Source organism: Streptomyces mauvecolor (genome assembly GCF_039532965.1).
Lineage (GTDB): Bacteria > Actinomycetota > Actinomycetes > Streptomycetales > Streptomycetaceae > Streptomyces > Streptomyces violascens.
This window is the reverse complement of sequence record NZ_BAAASQ010000014.1, coordinates 208,046-225,773: the sequence shown is the minus strand read 5'-3', so window position 1 is coordinate 225,773 and position 17,728 is coordinate 208,046. Positions and strand designations below refer to the sequence as shown.

The window sequence follows — 17,728 nt, the reverse complement described above, 5'->3', positions numbered from 1 at the left end:
CCAGCCCCATCGACGGTTTGGGTCGTCGGGGCGGTGTCCGGCCTGCGGCCGGCATGCCCCCGTATGAGTGAGGAGCTTATCCAGGCCTTGACGGTTCCGGCTAAGTCGTCGCGTCTGCGCAGGCCGGTCACGCGTCCCGTTCGCGCAGGACGAGATAGCCGCCGGCCAGTGCCGCGATCACCCACAGCACCATGATGCCCAGGCCGCCCCAGGGCCCGTACGGCGCCGGATCGCTGTTCATCGCGTCCGGGACCACCTGCATGATCTTCGAGCCGGCCTGGTCGGGGAAGTAGCGGGCCACGTTCTTGGCGCCCGGCACGGCCGAGAGGATCTGCGAGATCAGGAAGAAGAACGGCATCAGGATGCCGAGCGACAGCATCGAGCTGCGCAGCATCGTGGCGACGCCCATCGAGAACAGCGCGATCAGCGCCATGTAGAGCCCGGCGCCGACGACCGCCCGCAGCACATTGGGCTCGTCGATCGTCGTCCGGTGCGGCCCGAGCAGCGCCTGGCCGAGGAAGAACGACAGGAAGCTGGTCGCCATGCCCACGACCAGTGCCAGCATCGTCGCCACGGTCAGCTTGGCGAACAGGAAGGTGCCCCGGCGGGGCACGGCCGCCAGCGAGGAGCGGATCATGCCCGAGCTGTACTCGGTGCCGACCACCAGGACGCCGAAGACGACCATCGCCAGCTGACCGAGGATCATCCCGGAGAAGCTGATGAACGTCGGGTCGAAGGTCAGCTTCTCGGCCGGCTTGAGGTCGTCGAACTGCGACTTCATCAGCGCGCACAGCGCGGCGCTGATGGCGACCGTGACGATCAGCGCGCAGGCCAGCGTCCAGGTCGTCGACGAGACCGTACGGATCTTGGTCCACTCGGACTTGAGGACCGCGGGTACCGATGCCATGCCTCAGACCCCCCGGCCCTGATCGCGCGCGACCCAGTTCGGCGCCCGCCGCCCGGCGCCCCGGTCGGGTGGCGGGGGCCCGCCGGGCGTGGTGGCGCCATGTGCGTGGTACTCCACCGAACCCGCCGTCATCTGCATGAACGCCTCTTCGAGGGAGGCCTGCTGGCTCGACAGTTCATGCAGGACGAGCTGGTGCCGGGCGGCTAGTTCGCCGAGCGCCTGGATCCTGCCGTTGTCGATTTCGATGGCTCCGTCGCCGGTCTGGAGGAAGGGGACGCTGTTCTGGTTCAGCACGTCGAGGAGGCGTTCCCACTGCGGTGAACGCAGTCTGACGAAACTCCGCGAGTTCTGCCGGATGAAATCGGCCATCGATGTATCGGCGAGCAGTCGGCCCTGCCCGATAACGATCAAGTGATCTGCGGTGAGCGCCATTTCGCTCATCAGGTGAGACGAAACGAAGATCGTTCTCCCTTCGCCCGCGAGCTGCTTCATGAGATTGCGGATCCAGTGAATTCCCTCGGGGTCCAGACCATTGACGGGTTCGTCGAACATCAGGATCTCGGGATCACCGAGCAGCGCGGAGGCGATTCCCAGGCGCTGACCCATACCCAGTGAGAAGCCCTTCGCCTTCTTCTTCGCCACCGCGGAGAGCCCGACCGTGTCGAGCACCTCCGAGACCCGCGCGGCCGGAATCCGGTTGGACTCGGCAAGGCACAGCAGGTTGTTGTACGCCGTGCGGCCGCCGTGCATCGCCTTGGCATCCAGCAGCGCCCCGATGTACTTCAGCGGCTCGGCCAGCTCCCGGTAGTGTCTGCCGTCGATGCGTACGGTCCCACTGGTCGGATTGTCCAGATCGAGCAGCATGCGCATGGTCGTCGACTTGCCGGCCCCGTTGGGCCCCAGGAATCCGGTCACCACACCGGGTCTGACCTGGAAGGACAGGTGATCGACGGCGACCTTGCTGCCATAGCGCTTGGTGAGGCCCTCTAGCTCGATCATGCGACCACGCTAAAGGTGCGCAAAGCCCCCTGCCACCGGAGTGGCAGGGGGCTTCACGACCCTCGACCGCAGCCCACGGGGGAAGGGCTGCGGGGACTAGCGGGACTGCTGCGCCGGGACGCCGCGCGAGACGGGCTCGTCGTCGACCGGGGAGCCGGCGGCGGCCACGGCCGCACCGGTCAGCGTCGCCAGCATCTCGCGGACGTTGGTCAGCTGCGCGTTGATCGAGTCGCGGCGGTTGGTGAGCGCCGCCAGCTCGCGCTCGGATTCCGAACGGATCCGGTCCGCCTTGGCGTTGGCGTCGGCCACGATGTCCTCGGCCTGGCGCTGGGCGGTCTCCACCGTCTGGCGCGCCCGACGCTCCGCGTCCGTACGCAGCTTCTCGGCCTCCAGGCGGAGCTGCTCCGCGCGGTGCTCGATCTCCGCGAGGCGCTTCTCGGCCTTGGCCTGACGCGACGCCAGGTCGCGCTCGGACTGCTCGCGGCGCTTGGCGAGGTTCGTCTCGAAGTCCGCGGCGGCCTGGGCGGCCTTGGCGCGGGTCTCCTCGAAGAGCGCGTCCGCCTCCTCGCGCTTGGACTGCGCGTCCTTCTGCGCCTCGGAACGGAGCTGAGAGGCGTCACCCTTCGCCTTCTCGACGATCCGTACGCCCTCGTCCTCGGCCTTCGCCTTGCGCTCGGAGGCGAACGACTCGGCGTCGTTGCGCACCTGCTGGGCGGCCGACTCGGCGAGCTCACGGTGCTGTTCGGCGGCCCGGCGGGCCTCCTCGCGCAGGTCCTTCGCCTCTTCCTCGGCGAGCCGCAGGATCTTTTCGACACGCGCACCCAGACCCGCGTACGACGGCTCCGCGTCGTTCACCTGGGCCTGGGCGTTCTGCGTTTCGAGGTGGAGCTCCTCGATGCGCTTTTCCAGAGAAGTGATCCGTGCCAGAGCACTGTCACGGTCGGCGACGAGCTTGGTAATGCGGTCATCCACCTGACCGCGGTCGTAACCACGCCGCACGAGCTCGAAGCCGAAGGGGGAGGAAGTGTCGCTCATGGGGTTCCTGTCGAATGAGACCGGTGAGGTGATAGGGGGAATCCTAGGGGCCCAAGCGGCGTGTCATCGAGCGGATGCCCGTTTGATCTGGAGAATGTCCAGCCTTTTGAGTGGCTACCCCTCGGAGGACTTGCCACTCGAACGTGTTGCTCCAGCAGCGGCACCCGCCTTCACACCTGCGGAGGAACCGCCGCCCGAGGCGGACTTGCCGCCCCCGCCCGGCGCCTCGAACGACTCCAGAGCCTCAAGTACATCCTGGACGCGGGAGATCTCGGCATTGATGTCCGCGCGCCGCCGTACCAGGACGTCGAGTTCGCGCTTGCCCTCCTCAACCGTGCGGCGCGCCTCGGCGGCCGCCTCGTCCCGCAGCGCGGTGGCCTCGCGGATCAGCTCCGCCTTCTTGGTCTCGGCCTCCTTGAGCAGCGCCTCCGCCTTCTTCACGGCGGCGATACGCACCTTGCCCGCCTCGGAGTTGGCGTCGGAGACCAGCTCCTTGGCCTTGGCCTCCGCCTCGGCGGCCTGCTCGGTGGCGGCCTTCACCAGCTTGTCGACGCGCTCGCCCGCCGACTTCATCTGCTCGGCGCTCTCGCGGCGGGCCCGCTCGTGCAACTCCTCGATCTCCGCCTCGGTGCGCGAACGCACCTCTTCGGTGCGCTCCCTTATGGCGGTCGCGTCCGCGCGCGCACCGGCGAGCAGCTCGTCGGCGTCCGTACGGGCCTTCTCCACCAGGGAGTTGCCCTCGACCGTCGACTCCGCGACGATCCGCTCGGCCTCCTTGCGGGCCGCGCCGACCATCGTGTCGGCCTGCTCCTCGGCCTCGGTGGCGGCGCGCAGCGCCTCCTCCTGGGCCTTGTTGATGAGCTGGTCGGCCTGCTCGGCCGCGTCCGCACGCCGCTTGGCCGCGGCCGTGCGAGCCTCGTCGAGCAGCCGGTCCGCCTCCTCGCGGGCCTCGGTACGCGTCTTCTCCGCGGCCTCCTCGGTACGGGCCTTGTTCTTCTCGGCCTCGGCCCGGATCCGCTCGGCGGCCTGCTGGGCGGAGCCCACCGTGTCGGCGGCCTCGGCGCGCAGGCGCTCGGCCTCGCCGCTCGCCTCCGCGATGAGCTGGTCGGCCTGGGCGGCCGCGTCCGCGCGCCGCTTGTCGGCGGCCCGGCGCGCCTCGTCGAGGACCCGGTCGGCCTCGGCGCGGGCCTCGTTTATGGTCTGCTCGGCCTCGGCACTGGCCGCGCCCAGCGTGGAACCCGCGTCCGCGCGCGCCTCGGTGGTGACCAACTCGGCATACGCGTTCGCCTCGTTGGTGGTGCGCTCGGCGTCCGCCTCGGCCTTGCTGGTGACGCGCTCGGCCTGCTCGCGGGCGGCCGTCGTGACCTGCTCGGCCTCGGTGAGGGCCGCGGAGGTGACCCGGTCGGCCTCCTCGCGGGCCTCGGCGCGCAGCGCGTCGGCCTCGGCCTGGCCCTCGACCCGCACCTGCTGGGCCTCGGTGGTGAGGCGCTCGGCCTCGGCGGTCGACTCGGCGGCGAGCCGCTCGGCCTCCGCCGTCGCCTCGGTGACCAGGCGGTCGGCCTGGCTCGCGGCGTCGGAGCGGATGCGGTTGGCGTCCTCGCGGGCCTCGGCCCGCGTGCGGGCCGCGTCCTGCTCGGAGGAGGCGAGCGCGTCGGAGGCCTCGGTGCGCATGCGCTGCGCGTACTCGGAGGCGTCCGAACGGGCCTTCTCCGCCTCGGCCATGGCGTCCGCGACGGTCCGCTCGGCCAGCGCCTTGGCCGCCTCGGTCTCCTCCTGGGCACGGGCCCGGACCCGGCTCGCGTCCTCGCCCGCGCGCTCCCGCTCGGCGTGCGCGTCGGCGCGGACCCGGTCCGCCTCCTCCTGCGCCTCGGTCGTCGTGCGCTCCGCCGCGTGCTCGGCCGCGCTGCGCAGACCGGCGATCTCCTGCTCGGCCTCCTCGCGGAGCCCGGACACCGAATCCCGTACGTCCTTGGCGGTCTGCTCGGCCGCCGACACCAGCTCCGTGGCGCGCCGGTCGGCCTCCTCGCCGAGCCGCTGCGCCTCGGCCTGCGCCTCCTCGACCCGCTTGCGGGCGGAGGCGAGCAGGTCCTCGCTCTGCTCGCGGGCCTGGGCGCGCTCCGAATCTGCTTCCGCGCGCGCCGAGTTGAGCGTTTCTTCGGCCTCGCGGCGGCGCCGGGCGGACTCCTCCTGGGCGGCGGCCAGCGCCTCGGCGGCCTCGGCGCCGACGCGCTCGGCGGCTGCCGCGGCCTCCGCGCGCACCCGGTCGGCGGTCTCCTGCGCCTCGGACTTGAGCCGCTCCGCCTCCGCGGACGCCTCGGCGCGCAGCCGGGACGCCGCGTTCTCCGCCTCGGAACGGGCGGTCGACGCGTCGGACGCGGCCTCGGTGCGCAGCCGCTCGGCCTCCTGCTCGGCCTGCGCCTGGAGCGTACGGATGCGCTCGGCGGCCTCGGTGCGGATCCGCTCGGTCTCCTCGGCGGCCTCGCGCCGGATCCGCTCGCCCTCGGCGCGGGCGTCGGTGAGGGCCTGCTCGGCGGCGGCGTGACGCTGCTCGGCCTCGGTGTGCAGCCGGGTCAGTTCCTCGGCGGCCTCGGCCTGACGGGCCGCTATGGCCCGCTCGGTCTCCGCGCGGAGCTCGACTGCCGCCTGCTCGGCGCCCGTTGTGGTCTGCTCGGCCTGCTCCTCGGCCTCCGCGCGCATCCGCTCGGCCTCGGCGCGGGTGCGCTCAAGGGTCTCCTCGGCCTGCTTGCGCAGCGTGTTGGCCCGCTCGACCGCTTCATTGCGTACGCGCTCGGACTCGTTGCCCGCGGTCGTCCGCAGCTCGTCGGCGTCGGCCTTCGCCTTGGCGAGGAGCTCCTCGGCGGTCTTGGCCGCCTCCTCGATCTGCTGGACGGCCTCGCGCCGCGCCTCGCCCCGGATGCGCTCGCCCTCGGCGACCGCCTCGGCGCGGAGCTGCTCGGCCTCGCCGCGCAGCCGGCGGGCCTCCTCCTGGAGCTCGACCGTCTTGGCCCGGTACTCCTTGGTGTCGTCCTTGGCCGCGCCCTTGAGCTCGTCGGCCTGCTCGGCCGCCTCGCCGCGCAGCCGCTCCGCCTCGGCCTCCGCCTCGTGGCGAATCCGCTCGGCCTCCTCGGACGCCTTGCGGGTTGTCTCCCGGGCGTCCTCGGACGCCTTGGTCAGCACCTCCTCGGCCGTACGCGCGGCCTTGGCGAGCTGGGCCGCGGTGTCCTCGGCGGCGCTGGTGCGCGCCGACTCGGCGGCCTCCGTGCGCAGCCGCTCGGCCTCCGCCTTCGCGTCCTCCAGCGCCTGCTCGGCCTCGGCCTTGAGGGTCTCGGACTCCTTGGTGGCCTCCGCGACGAGCCGGGCGATCTCGGTCTTCGCGGTCCTGGTGCGCTGCTCGTTGGCGGACTCGGCGCTCGCGAGCTGCTTGGCCGCGGCCTCCTTGGCCTCGGTGACGGCCCGTTCGGCCTCGGTGCGCGCCTCGCGCAGCGCGGCCTCGGCCTCCTGCATCCGCTGCTCCGCGGCCCGGCTCAGCTCGGCCGCCTGCTGGCGCGCCTGGTCGGCCTCGGCGGTGGTGGTCGTACGCAGCTGCTCGGCGTGGGAGGTGGCCTCCTGGGCCTGCGTGGAGGCCGCGTTCAGGAGCCGCTCGGCGTCCTTGCGGGCGCGCAGCAGCGTGGCCTCGGCCTCGGCGCGGGCCGACTCGGCCTCGGCGCCGAGCCGTTGGCGGGCCTCCTCGGCGATGCGCGTCGCCTCGGCGCGGGCCGCGGCGAGCGACTGCTCGGCCTCGGCGCGGGACTCTTCCATGAGCCGGCGGGCCTGCGACTCGGTGCGGGCGCGCAGCTGTTCGGCCCACGCCACGTTCTCGTTGACGTGCGACTCGACGGTGGCCCGGCGCTCGGCCAGCTCCTGGTCCAGGCGCTGGCGGCGGTTGACGGCCTCGGCGTGCAGCTCGGCCTGGAGGCGCGCCTGGTGCTCGGCGTGCTCCTGGAGGATCCGCTGGGTCTGGGCACGGGCGTCGCGCAGCTCGCGCTCGGCGTCGGTGCGCAGTTGCTCGGCCTGCATCTGGGCGTTGCGGAGCAGCTGTTCGGCCTGGTAGCCGACGTTCGCCGTGTCGTAGGCGGGACGGGTCGCGAGATTGCGGCGCGCCTCGTGGAGCTTGGCGCGCAGCACTTCGACCTGGTAGCCGAGATCCTCGGCGTGCTGAACGGCCTTCTCCCGCTCGGTCTTCAGCCGCTCCATCTCGGCCTCGAACCGCGAGAGGTGGTCGTCAGGCCGGTGGCTCTGGCTCTCCTGGCGTTCGTAGCCCCGCACTGCGCGGTCCCATCCGTCCCCTGGTCGCGAACACTGCCCGTACGAGCGCCGTCCGACCGCGAGTAACAGCGGACGGGCCCCCGGTGAATGGTGTCAGATCAAAACAGGGGCGTGGGTCCCAGGCCCCGACCCGACCCCGGCCCGGAACCGCCCACTGTACCGGGCCGAGTATCCGGAGGTCCGGCCTCCACCGTGCGGGCTCAGTGGGCGGTGGTGCCTTCCGGGGCGGAAGTGACGAGTTCGGTGAGCACGCCGTGGCAGTCCTTGGGGTGCAGGAAGGTGATAGACGAGCCCATCGAACCGATGCGCGGCTGGTCGTACAGGACCCGTACGCCCTTGCCGCGGATGGCCTCGGAGTCGGCGGCGACGTCCCCGGTGCCGAAGGCGATGTGGTGGACGCCCTCCCCGTTCTTGGCCAGCCACTTGCCGACCGCGGAGTCCTCGCGGGTCGGCTCCAGGAGCTGGAGGTAGGAGGCCCCGCCGTCGGAGGTCTCGTTGATCTTGAGCATGGCCTCGCGCACGCCCTGTTCCTCGTTGACCTCGGTGTGGAACACCTCGAATCCGTAGGTGGCACGGTAGAACTCGACGGTCTTGTCGAGGTCGAAACAGGCGATCCCGATGTGGTCGATTCGCGTCAGCATGGGTCCAGTGCAGCGCCCGCAGGGGTGGTTACGCAACGTGCGCGCGATCACACCGGCTGCCCGGTGACGTGGGGCAGTACCGCTCAGTACATTCGAAGTGCACCTTCGTGACTGGGGGTATCCCCCCAGACCCCCTCTCGTTCACCCTCACCTCCCAAGGGGCCGTGCCTCATGTCTGGAACGACCGGTACCACCTCAGTGATCGTCGCGGGCGCCCGTACGCCCATGGGCCGACTGCTCGGCTCCCTCAAGTCCTTCTCCGGCGCCGACCTCGGGGGGTTCGCCATCAAGGCGGCCCTGGACCGGGCCGGCATCGGCGGCGACCAGGTGCAGTACGTGATCATGGGCCAGGTGCTCCAGGCCGGGGCCGGTCAGATCCCCGCGCGCCAGGCGGCCGTCAAGGCCGGCATCCCGATGAACGTCCCCGCGCTCACCATCAACAAGGTGTGCCTGTCGGGTCTGGACGCGATCGCGCTGGCCGACCAGCTGATCCGCGCCGGTGAGTTCGACATCGTGGTCGCCGGCGGCCAGGAGTCGATGACCAACGCCCCGCACCTGCTGCCCAAGTCCCGCGAGGGCTACAAGTACGGCGCGATCGAGATGCTCGACGCGATGGCGTACGACGGTCTCACCGACTCCTTCGAGAACATCCCCATGGGCGAGTCCACGGAGAAGCACAACACCCGGCTGGGCATCGCCCGCCCCGAGCAGGACGCGATCGCGGCGGCCTCGCACCAGCGCGCCGCGGCCGCCCAGAAGAACGGCATCTTCGAGGCCGAGATCACCCCGGTCGAGATTCCGCAGCGCAAGGGCGACCCGGTCCTGTTCGCCAAGGACGAGGGCGTGCGCGCCGACACCACCGTCGAGTCCCTCGGCAAGCTGCGCCCCGCCTTCGCCAAGGACGGCACGATCACGGCCGGCACCTCCTCGCAGATCTCGGACGGCGCGGCCGCGGTCGTCGTCATGTCCAAGGCCAAGGCGGAGGAGCTGGGCCTGGAGTGGATCGCCGAGATCGGCGCCCACGGCAACGTGGCGGGCCCCGACAACTCGCTCCAGTCGCAGCCCTCGAACGCGATCAGGCACGCGGTCGGCAAGGAGGGGATCACGGTCGAGGACCTCGACCTGATCGAGATCAACGAGGCCTTCGCCGCGGTCGCCGTGCAGTCAATGAAGGACCTCGGAGTTTCGCCGGAAAAGGTGAATGTCAACGGCGGCGCGATCGCCCTGGGGCACCCGATCGGCATGTCCGGCGCCCGCGTCGTGCTGCACCTCGCCCTCGAACTGAAGCGTCGCGGCGGCGGCGTCGGCGCGGCGGCCCTGTGCGGCGGCGGCGGTCAGGGCGACGCGCTGATCGTTCGCGTCCCGGGCAAGTAACACCCGCGAGCAACTCCCTGATCCCTGCGGTGCGTACGCGACTGAACGGAGCGGCAATGGTGGACGTCCCCGAACTGGTGGCCCAGGCCCGGGAAGGCCGGCCCAGGGCCGTCGCCCGGCTGATCTCGCTGGTCGAGGGGGCGTCCCCGCAGCTGCGCGAGGTCATGGCGGCCCTTGCCCCGCTCGCGGGCAACGCGTACGTCGTGGGGCTCACGGGCTCGCCCGGTGTCGGCAAGTCGACGTCCACCTCGGCGCTCGTCACCGCGTACCGCAGGGCCGGCAAGCGGGTCGGCGTGCTCGCCGTCGACCCGTCCTCGCCCTTCTCGGGCGGGGCCCTGCTCGGGGACCGGGTGCGGATGTCCGAGCACGCCTCCGACCCGGGCGTCTACATCCGCTCGATGGCGACCCGGGGCCACCTGGGCGGCCTGGCGTGGGCCGCGCCGCAGGCGATCCGGGTGCTGGACGCGGCGGGCTGCGAGGTGATCCTGGTCGAGACGGTGGGCGTCGGCCAGTCCGAGGTCGAGATCGCCTCGCAGGCCGACACCTCGGTGGTGCTGCTCGCGCCCGGCATGGGCGACGGCATCCAGGCGGCCAAGGCCGGAATCCTGGAGATCGGCGACCTGTACGTCGTCAACAAGGCGGACCGGGACGGCGCGGACGCGACGGCCCGCGAGCTCAACCACATGCTGGGACTCGGCGAATCACGCGGCCCGGGGGACTGGCGCCCGCCCATCGTCAAGACGGTGGCGGCACGCGGCGAGGGCATCGACGAGGTCGTGGAGGCCCTGGAGAAGCACCACGCGTGGATGGCCGAGCACGGCGTCCTCGCCGAACGGCGCCGGGCCCGCGCGGCCCGCGAGGTCGAGACCATCGCGGTCACCGCCCTGCGCGAGCGCATCGGCTCCCTGCACGGCGACCGCCGCCTGGACACGCTGGCGCAGCGCATCGTGGACGGCGAACTCGACCCGTACGCGGCGGCCGACGAGCTGGTGGCCGGGCTGACCGGAGCCTAGGCGGGCCGGAACCCGGGTCCGACCAGGTCCGGGGTCTGACCGGATCCCAAGGTCTGACTGTGCGTCAGATCTTGCCGCGGTGGCCCCGCAGGTGCTCCGCGATCGGGGCGAGTGACTCGCGTAGATCCGCGAGCGCCTCGCCCGACAGCAGATCGATGAAGTGGCGCCGCACGGAGGCCACATGGTGGGGGGCGACCTTCTCCATGGTCTCCGTGCCGTGCTCGGTCAGGACGGCGAACAGGCCGCGCCGGTCCGACTCGCAGTTCTCGCGCCGGACCAGGCCCGCGTTCTCCATGCGGGTGATCTGGTGCGAGAGACGGCTCTTGGACTGGAGGGTGGCGGCCGCGAGGTCGCTCATCCGCATCCGCCTGTCGGCCGACTCCGAGAGGTTCACCAGGATCTCGTAGTCGTTGTTGGTCAGGCCGAACGGCTGGAGATCCTTCTCCATCTGGTACGTCAGCATCCTGTTGACGTCCAGATAGGTGCGCCAGGCGCACTGCTCGTCGTCGCTCAGCCAGTTCGTGGCCGTCTCGGTCTCCATATGTGGATTCTACCTAAGAAGTTGAATTCTGAACCAAGTGTGGGAGTGTGACGCCCGGCACGTGATGCGATCGCGCCACTCGCGCGGGCCCCGCCGAGCCCCGAAGGGCTCACGCGTTCGACGTCACACTCCGCAGACTACCGCTCACAGGCCGAAGCGACGCTGGAGGTCCCCCAGCTGGCCGGGAAGACGCGGTCCCGCGCCCTGCTGGCCGTGCCCGCCCTGGCCGCCGCCGGGTACCCCGGGCTCGTTGGTGACCTGCCCGGTCGCCTGCTCCGCCATGAGCACCTCGGTGGACTGGAGCAGTACCGTACCGGCCCCCACGAACTCGAACTGGTGCTCCTCGCCGGACGTTCCGCCGAGCCCGGTGAGTGACCGGATTCCGCCCAGGATGCCCGTCATGTAGCCGTGGTCGTAGTGGTGGCAGGGCGAAGGGCAGTCCGCCCAGCCGACAAGCGCCTGCGGGTCAACCCGGATCGGCGGCTCCATGAAGACGACCGGGCCGTTGGACGCGGCCACGAACTTGCCCGTGCCGATCAGCGTCAGGAACCCCGGCACGATCGACTGCTTGAGCGCTAGCGAGGGCTCGTACGCGAGGAGGTTGCCCGACCGGATCGTGAGGTTGCCCTCGTCCAGGTCGTAGCTGTTCACGTCGAAGGCGCGGTCCGCGAGCAGCATTTTGCCGCTGCCGTTGGCCACCACCCAGTCGCTGGCGTGCAGCGGAGAGTGGAAGCTCGTACGAAGCAGCCGGTCGAGCCGGCCGTGGCCGATGCCGTTGAACTCGATCTGCCCGTAGTAGGCGATCATCTTGCCCTTCTGCAGGAACCACTGGCTCGACTTGAGCTCCACGCAGAAGGTGTACTTGTTGACGTTGTCGTCGGTCGGCAGCGAGTAGGGATCGAAGATCACCGGGGCGGTCACAGCTTCTCCTCCGAGGCCTGCACGTACACCGAGCCATTGCCGGACAGTTCGAGCTGGAAGGCCTCGCCGGAGCCCCGGCCCACCATGTCGCGCCAGCCGAGCGCGGTCGAGAGCTTGTTGCGTACGTCGCCGTGGTGGGCCACATAGGCCTGCGGGTCGACGTGCACCGGGCGCTGCGGGGTGATCGGCAGCTCGATCACGCCGCCGTGCGCCATCACGGCGACGGCCCCGTGGCCCTTGAGCGTGGTGGTGAACAGGCCCTGGCCGGTCACCTGGCCGCGCACCATGCCCATGACCCCGCCCTGCGAGCCCATGAACATCGTGCCCTGCTGGAGGGTGCCGTCGAAGGCGAGCAGCCGGTCCGCCTCCACGTACAGGGTGTCGCCCTGGAGGTTGATGACCTGGATGTGGTGGCCGCCGTGGCCGAACATCACCGTGCCGCTGCCCTCCACCGTCATCAGCGGGGTCGCCTCGTTGGCGACCCGGCGGCCGATCATCGACATGATGCCGCCCTGGCCGCCCTGGATGTTGGGCGTGAAGGACACCTCGCCCTTGTAGGCGAGCATCGCGCCGCGCTGGCTGAACATTTTCTGGCCGGGGCTCACCGTCGCCTCGACCATCTTCGAGTTGATCTCGCGGAAGGGCATCAGACGTCCCCGCCGATCGTGTTGCGCTCGCTGGGCTGCACGTACACCAGGCCCTCGCCCTCGAACCGGATCTGGAAGGCCTCGCCCGAGCCCTCGCCCAGGAAGGTGCGGAAGGTCACCCCGGACTGGAAGCGCTGCTGGAGATTGCCCTGGTGCGCGATGTACGCCCCCGGGTCGACGGACAGCGGGTACTGGGCGCTGACCCTGAGAACCACGGCCGGTCCGTCCGACATGATCGCGGCCTGGCCGTGGCCCTCGATCGTCGTGGTGAACAGGCCGTTGCCCTGGCTCGCGCCGCGCAGGCCGGTGAATGTGGTGCCGGTCCGCAGTCCGGCATCGGTGGCGAGCAGGTTGCTCGCCTCGACGAAGAGCTTGTCGCCGGTCAGGCTCACTAGGTTGATCTCGCTCGCGCGGTCGGCGAAGTAGCACGTGCCGTGCCCCTTCACCTCCATCACGGTCATCTGTTCGCCGGTGAGGCGGCGGGTCACCATGCCGCGCAGACCCTCACCGCCGCCGGACATCTTCTTGAACGCCATCTGGCCGTCGTAGGCGACCATCGAGCCGTTCTTCGCTTTGACGGCGTCGCCTGTCATGTCGACGGCGAGCACTTTGCTGCCCTGGAGTCGGAACGTTGCCACGGGCCGACGTTAGCGGGCCGGGGACCCGCCCCGACAGGGGCAAGGGCGCGATGTCAGAATGGGGATCGTTTGTGCATGCATTCACAAAGATCACGCCAAACGATCACTGCCGCCCGCTCCCTCCCAGCGAAGGTGCCCCACACGTGGACATCAAGACAGCCTCCGCCCTGCACCGCCTCCGACTGATCTCGCTCCCCGAGGCCATCTCGTTCCCGATCCTGCTGGTGTGCTCCGTGCTCAAGCGCACCACCTCGTTCGACGGGGTCATGGTCATGGGCATGGTCCACGGCATCCTGTTCACGCTGTACGTGCTCTTCTGGCTGGACGCCTGGAACCGCACCAAGTGGTCCGCGAAGACCGGCGCGCTCTACTTCGTGCTCGCCGTGCTGCCCTTCGGCGGCTTCTTCGCCGAGCGCAAGATCCGCCGCGAGCTGGACGATGCGGTGATCGCGACCCGGGCCCGCAAGGAAGGCGTGGTCAACGCATGATCGTCGCCTTCTCGGTCAGCCCGCTCGGCGTCGGCGAGGACGTGGGGGAGTACGTGGCCGACGCGGTGCGCGTGGTCCGCGAGTCCGGCCTGCCCAACCGTACCGACGCGATGTTCACCAGCATCGAGGGCGAGTGGGACGAGGTCATGGACGTCGTCAAGCGCGCCGTCGCCGCCGTCGAGGCCCGCTCGAACCGGGTCTCGCTCGTACTCAAGGCGGACATCCGCCCCGGTGTCACGGACGGCCTGACGTCCAAGGTCGAGACGGTGGAGCGCCATCTGTCCGAGTAACCGGCCTTCAGCGAAGAGCCCCCGGCCACCGCGGCCGGGGGCTTTCGCGTATCTCCGGGCCGCACCTACCGCGCGCGAAAGCGGTTCAATCCAGAACCGCTCACTCGGAGTAACTCCAGTCGACACGCCGGGCATTCTCCACTTTTGTGGGGATATAACCCAGTTCGTGACCCTGCTCGACGATCAGCTGGAGGGCACCGTGCGCCCGGAGGGCTACGCCTACGACACCTACAGCCGACTGGCCGGACCGCTCACGGAGCCGGGCGCCAAGCCCTACCAGGTGCAATACCGCAGCCTGCTCTCCCGGGAGCCGCACCGCATACGCGCCGTCCTGCTGATGGCCCTGGCGCCGATACTCACCGGCCTGCTGCTCGTCTACCTCGTCTGGCCCACCCACTGGGTAGAACGCGAGGGCGGCGACCGCTGGCTCGTCGGCCTCGACATCGCGATGTTGGTCTCGATCGGCCTGATCGAGCTCTTCATGGTCACCAATGTCGCCTCCGTCGCCCACGCCACGATGGTCGCCCGCGACCCCGTCCCCGTCACCGCCGAATACGGCACGCGGGTCGCCTTCCTCACCACGTACGTGCCCGGCAAGGAACCCATATCCATGGTGCGTAACACCCTGGAGGCGGCCGTCCGGCTCACGCACACCGGGCCGCTCGACATCTGGCTCCTGGACGAGGGCGACGACGAACAGGCCAGGGCCCTGTGCGCCGAACTGGGCGTGCGCCACTTCTCCCGCAAGGGCGTCCCCGAGTGGAACCGCAAGAAGGGCGCCCACAAGGCCCGCACCAAGCACGGCAACTACAACGCGTGGATCGCGATGCACGGCCGCGACTACGACTTCTTCGCCTCCGTCGACACCGACCACGCCCCGCTCCCCAACTTCCTGGAGCGGATGATGGGTTACTTCCGCGACCCCGACGTCGCCTTCGTCGTCGGGCCGCAGGTGTACGGGAACTACACCTCACCGGTCACCAAGGCCGCCGAATCCCAGCAGTTCCTCTTCCACGCGCTGATCCAGCGGGCCGGCAACCGCTACCGGGCGCCCATGTTCGTCGGCACCAACAACGTCGTACGGATCGCGGCCCTGCGGCAGATCGGCGGCCTGTACGACTCGATCACCGAGGACATGGCCACCGGCTTCGAACTGCACCGGCACAAGAACCCGAGGACCGGCCGCCACTGGCGCTCCGTGTACACCCCGGACGTGCTGGCCGTCGGCGAGGGCCCGGCCTCCTGGACCGACTTCTTCACCCAGCAGATGCGCTGGTCGCGCGGCACCTACGAGACGCTGTTCAAGCAGTACTGGAAGGCGCCCTTCAGCATGCCGCCCGGCCGGCTGCTCTCGTACACCCTGATGCTCGTCTACTACCCGATGACGGCCGTCAACTGGCTTCTGGGGATCGTCAGTTGCCTGCTGTTCCTGTGGTTCGGGGCGTCCGGCACCCAGGTCAGCGCCTCGGTCTGGCTGATGCTCTACAGCGACGCGGCGGCCCTCCAGATCGGGCTCTACCTCTGGAACCGGCGACACAACGTCTCGCCCCACGAACCCGAGGGCTCGGGCGGGCTCGCCGGGATGGGGATGTCCGCGCTCTCGGCGCCCATCTACCTCAAGTCGCTCGGCTCGGCCGTCCTGCGCACCCCCGGCCGGTTCGTCGTCACGCCCAAGGGCGGCCAGGCCAGCCCCGACCGGCTGTGGACCTTCCGCATCCACCTGTTCTGGGCGGCCGTCCTGGCCTGCTCGCTGATCGCCTCCGTGCACTACCGCCACACCCACGCCGCCATGCGCACCTGGGCCCTGCTCGCTCTGTGCATCGCGCTGGCCCCGGCGGCGATCTGGGCCTGGACGACGCGGCGCGAGCGCGCGGTGGCCCGCAGCGCGGCCGCGGTCGCCACCCGGAAGAAGAAGGCCACGGGCGAGGCGGAACCCGCCGTGGCCACGACGACCGGAGGGAACTGAGCCATGGCCCACCGGCCCTCGAAGCGGACGAGGAAGACGCTGCTCGGCGGCGGCGCCGTCGTGCTCCTCGCCGGTCTCAACGCTCCCGCCGCGCTCTCCTTCGCCACCGAGCAGTACCACGCATGGGAGATAGCCCAGCCCGACTACATGGCGCGGTACGGCGCCTGGCACGGCGTCGACATCCCCAAGGAGTACCGCACCAACGCCATTCACGCGGCGCTGCTGCACACCGGCAAGGTGCTGATCATCGCGGGCTCGGGCAACAAGCAGGACCACTTCGACGCCGGCACCTTCGACACCGTGCTGTGGAACCCGAAGGACAACTCCTTCAAGAAGATCCCCACCCCCGAGGACTTCTTCTGCGGCGGCCACGCCCAACTCCCCGACGGCAAGCTCCTGGTGGCCGGCGGAACCGCCCGCTACGAGCTCCTGGACGGCGAGGTCAAGCGGGCCGGCGGCGGCATGCGGATCAAGAACGAGAGCCCGGACAAGACCGTCACCGTCAAGAAGGGCACCAAGTTCCGTTCGCCGTCGGGAGTCGAGTACATATCGAAGTTCACCGTCACGGTGCCGCGCGCCAAGCGCGAGTTCGAGGTCTCGTACTACGACACCGGGCAGATGAAGCCCTGGGGGACCAAGACCACCGCCGGCGAGGCGCGGGTCTTCGTCGAGGCGGTCGCCGAGGGCCCCCAGTCGGTCGCCACCGACCGGGCGCAGTACGAGATCGTGGGCCTGACCGGCAAGGACGCCGACAACCTGTACGGGATCGCCGAGAAGATCACCCTGGACAAGCAGGACTTCCAGGGGATCAGGGCGGCGTACGAATTCGACCCCAGGGCCGAGAAGTACATCCCGGTCACCCCGATGAAGGAGGCCCGCTGGTACCCGACGCTCACCACGCTCCAGGACGGCCGGGTGCTCGCCGTCTCCGGGCTCGACGACGTGGGCGCCATCCTCGCGGGCGACAACGAGATCTACGACCCGAAGACCAAGCAGTGGTCCAAGGGCCCCTTCCGCTACTTCCCGACCTACCCCTCGCTGTTCCTGACCAAGAGCGGCAAGCTCTTCTACTCAGGCGCCAACGCCGGGTACGGGCCCGCCGACAAGGGGCGCGAGCCCGGCCTGTGGGACGTCGAGAAGAACACCTTCACCAAGATCGGCGGTCTGAGCGCCACCGACCAGCTGGAGACGGCCAGTTCACTCCTGCTGCCCCCCGCGCAGGACCAGCGCTTCATGCTGCTCGGCGGCGGCGGGGTCGGCGAGTCCAAGAAGGCGACGCCGCGCACCGCCGTGGTGGACCTCAAGCAGCAGAACCCCCTCTTCAGGTCCGGTCCCGAACTCCCGCAGGGCACCCGCTACCTGAACAGCGTGATCATGCCGGACGACTCGGTGTTCACGACCGGCGGCTCCTCGGACTACCGCGGCCGGGGCGGCTCCAACATCTTCAAGGCCCAGTTCTACGACCCCAGGGAGAACGCGTTCCGCGAGGCGGCCGACCCCATCATCGGCCGCAACTACCACTCCGAGGCGCTGCTGCTGCCCGACGGCCGGGTCGCCACCTTCGGCTCCGACTCGCTCTTCGGCGACAAGGACAACACCAAACTCGGCAAATTCGAGCAGCGCATGGAGGTCTACACCCCGCCCTACCTCTACCGCGACAAGGACAGGCGCCCCGCCCTCGGCGACGGCCCCGAGGCCGTGGCGGGCGACGGCCGGGCGACCTTCAGGACGGACCACCCCGAGCGCGTCGTCAAGGCCCGGCTGATGCGGCCGAGCGCGGTCACCCACACCACGGACGTCGAGCAGCGCTCGATCGAACTCGGCCTGACCAAGGACAGGAACTCGGTCACGATCACCGTCCCGAAGGACCGGGCGCTGGTCCCGCCCGGCTGGTACATGGTCTTCGTGACCGACCAGGAGGGCACGCCGTCCGAGGCGAAGTGGATACGCGTGGACTGAGCGC

General features: G+C 70.3%; 15 protein-coding genes. 6 read left to right on the top strand and 9 right to left on the bottom strand.

The annotated features are described in order from the left end of the window. Positions 1–127 precede the first annotated feature (127 nt). The 5 genes from ABD346_RS20630 to mce form a co-directional block, all read right to left on the bottom strand. Positions 128–907 carry an ABC transporter permease gene (locus ABD346_RS20630; RefSeq protein ID WP_344376699.1) on the bottom strand — a complete coding sequence of 260 codons (780 nt, stop codon included), beginning with the start codon at positions 905–907 and terminating at the stop codon, positions 128–130. Between the two features lie 3 nt (positions 908–910). After that, complete coding sequence (locus ABD346_RS20625; RefSeq protein ID WP_344376698.1) at positions 911–1,906, bottom strand: ABC transporter ATP-binding protein; 996 nt, start codon at positions 1,904–1,906, stop codon at positions 911–913. A gap of 96 nt (positions 1,907–2,002) precedes the next feature. Continuing rightward, positions 2,003–2,941, bottom strand: a complete 939-nt coding sequence (locus tag ABD346_RS20620; protein WP_114038199.1) for a coiled-coil domain-containing protein — start codon at positions 2,939–2,941, stop codon at positions 2,003–2,005. 114 nt (positions 2,942–3,055) lie between these two features. Beyond that, positions 3,056–7,246 carry a polarized growth protein Scy gene (gene scy, locus ABD346_RS20615; protein ID WP_344376697.1) on the bottom strand — a complete coding sequence of 1,397 codons (4,191 nt, stop codon included), beginning with the start codon at positions 7,244–7,246 and terminating at the stop codon, positions 3,056–3,058. A gap of 200 nt (positions 7,247–7,446) precedes the next feature. After that, positions 7,447–7,887 carry a methylmalonyl-CoA epimerase gene (mce, locus tag ABD346_RS20610; RefSeq protein ID WP_344376696.1) on the bottom strand — a complete coding sequence of 147 codons (441 nt, stop codon included), beginning with the start codon at positions 7,885–7,887 and terminating at the stop codon, positions 7,447–7,449. A gap of 171 nt (positions 7,888–8,058) precedes the next feature. Between mce and ABD346_RS20605 the strand changes: the two genes are divergently transcribed. Together ABD346_RS20605 and meaB are read left to right on the top strand one after the other, a co-directional pair. Beyond that, on the top strand, positions 8,059–9,261 hold the full coding sequence (locus ABD346_RS20605; RefSeq protein ID WP_344376695.1) for an acetyl-CoA C-acetyltransferase: 1,203 nt from the start codon (positions 8,059–8,061) through the stop codon (positions 9,259–9,261). A 56-nt stretch (positions 9,262–9,317) separates the two neighbouring features. Beyond that, on the top strand, positions 9,318–10,274 hold the full coding sequence (gene meaB, locus ABD346_RS20600) for a methylmalonyl Co-A mutase-associated GTPase MeaB (RefSeq protein WP_114038203.1): 957 nt from the start codon (positions 9,318–9,320) through the stop codon (positions 10,272–10,274). A 64-nt stretch (positions 10,275–10,338) separates the two neighbouring features. On the opposite strand, the gene ABD346_RS20595 is transcribed toward meaB, so the two are convergent. The 4 genes from ABD346_RS20595 to ABD346_RS20580 all read right to left on the bottom strand — a co-directional run bounded on the left by ABD346_RS20595 (position 10,339) and on the right by ABD346_RS20580 (position 13,021). Then, positions 10,339–10,815 (bottom strand): MarR family winged helix-turn-helix transcriptional regulator, encoded by a 477-nt coding sequence (locus ABD346_RS20595; protein ID WP_344376694.1) that lies wholly within the window; start codon positions 10,813–10,815, stop codon positions 10,339–10,341. A gap of 144 nt (positions 10,816–10,959) precedes the next feature. Continuing rightward, entirely contained in the window at positions 10,960–11,736 is a 777-nt protein-coding gene (locus tag ABD346_RS20590) for an AIM24 family protein (RefSeq protein WP_344376693.1), read from the bottom strand. Next, complete coding sequence (locus ABD346_RS20585; protein WP_344376691.1) at positions 11,733–12,383, bottom strand: AIM24 family protein; 651 nt, start codon at positions 12,381–12,383, stop codon at positions 11,733–11,735. Before ABD346_RS20585 ends, ABD346_RS20590 begins: the two co-directional genes overlap by 4 nt. Beyond that, the gene (locus ABD346_RS20580; protein ID WP_344376690.1) at positions 12,383–13,021 is read right to left on the bottom strand and encodes an AIM24 family protein; all 639 of its coding nucleotides are present in this window, start codon (positions 13,019–13,021) and stop codon (positions 12,383–12,385) included. The genes ABD346_RS20585 and ABD346_RS20580 overlap by 1 nt, the downstream gene beginning before the upstream one ends. Before the next feature lie 143 nt (positions 13,022–13,164). Here ABD346_RS20580 and ABD346_RS20575 point away from each other — a divergent pair, with 143 nt between their 5' ends. From ABD346_RS20575 to glxA, 4 genes are all read left to right on the top strand, one after another. Continuing rightward, entirely contained in the window at positions 13,165–13,509 is a 345-nt protein-coding gene (locus ABD346_RS20575) for a DUF3817 domain-containing protein (RefSeq protein ID WP_344376689.1), read from the top strand. Further along, positions 13,506–13,799 carry an MTH1187 family thiamine-binding protein gene (locus ABD346_RS20570; protein WP_189963740.1) on the top strand — a complete coding sequence of 98 codons (294 nt, stop codon included), beginning with the start codon at positions 13,506–13,508 and terminating at the stop codon, positions 13,797–13,799. Before ABD346_RS20575 ends, ABD346_RS20570 begins: the two co-directional genes overlap by 4 nt. Before the next feature lie 199 nt (positions 13,800–13,998). Further along, complete coding sequence (locus tag ABD346_RS20565) at positions 13,999–15,765, top strand: glycosyltransferase family 2 protein (RefSeq protein WP_344376752.1); 1,767 nt, start codon at positions 13,999–14,001, stop codon at positions 15,763–15,765. A gap of 3 nt (positions 15,766–15,768) precedes the next feature. Beyond that, the gene (gene glxA, locus ABD346_RS20560) at positions 15,769–17,724 is read left to right on the top strand and encodes a radical copper oxidase GlxA (protein ID WP_344376688.1); all 1,956 of its coding nucleotides are present in this window, start codon (positions 15,769–15,771) and stop codon (positions 17,722–17,724) included. Positions 17,725–17,728 lie beyond the last annotated feature (4 nt).

Coding starts and splice junctions, on each gene's coding strand:
- ABD346_RS20595 (WP_344376694.1), bottom strand. CDS start 10,815: ATGGAGACCGAGACGGCCACGAACTGGCTGAGCGACGACGAGCAGTGC.
- meaB (WP_114038203.1), top strand. CDS start 9,318: ATGGTGGACGTCCCCGAACTGGTGGCCCAGGCCCGGGAAGGCCGGCCC.
- ABD346_RS20630 (WP_344376699.1), bottom strand. CDS start 907: ATGGCATCGGTACCCGCGGTCCTCAAGTCCGAGTGGACCAAGATCCGT.
- ABD346_RS20585 (WP_344376691.1), bottom strand. CDS start 12,383: ATGCCCTTCCGCGAGATCAACTCGAAGATGGTCGAGGCGACGGTGAGC.
- ABD346_RS20625 (WP_344376698.1), bottom strand. CDS start 1,906: ATGATCGAGCTAGAGGGCCTCACCAAGCGCTATGGCAGCAAGGTCGCC.
- glxA (WP_344376688.1), top strand. CDS start 15,769: ATGGCCCACCGGCCCTCGAAGCGGACGAGGAAGACGCTGCTCGGCGGC.
- ABD346_RS20570 (WP_189963740.1), top strand. CDS start 13,506: ATGATCGTCGCCTTCTCGGTCAGCCCGCTCGGCGTCGGCGAGGACGTG.
- ABD346_RS20605 (WP_344376695.1), top strand. CDS start 8,059: ATGTCTGGAACGACCGGTACCACCTCAGTGATCGTCGCGGGCGCCCGT.
- mce (WP_344376696.1), bottom strand. CDS start 7,887: ATGCTGACGCGAATCGACCACATCGGGATCGCCTGTTTCGACCTCGAC.
- ABD346_RS20620 (WP_114038199.1), bottom strand. CDS start 2,941: ATGAGCGACACTTCCTCCCCCTTCGGCTTCGAGCTCGTGCGGCGTGGT.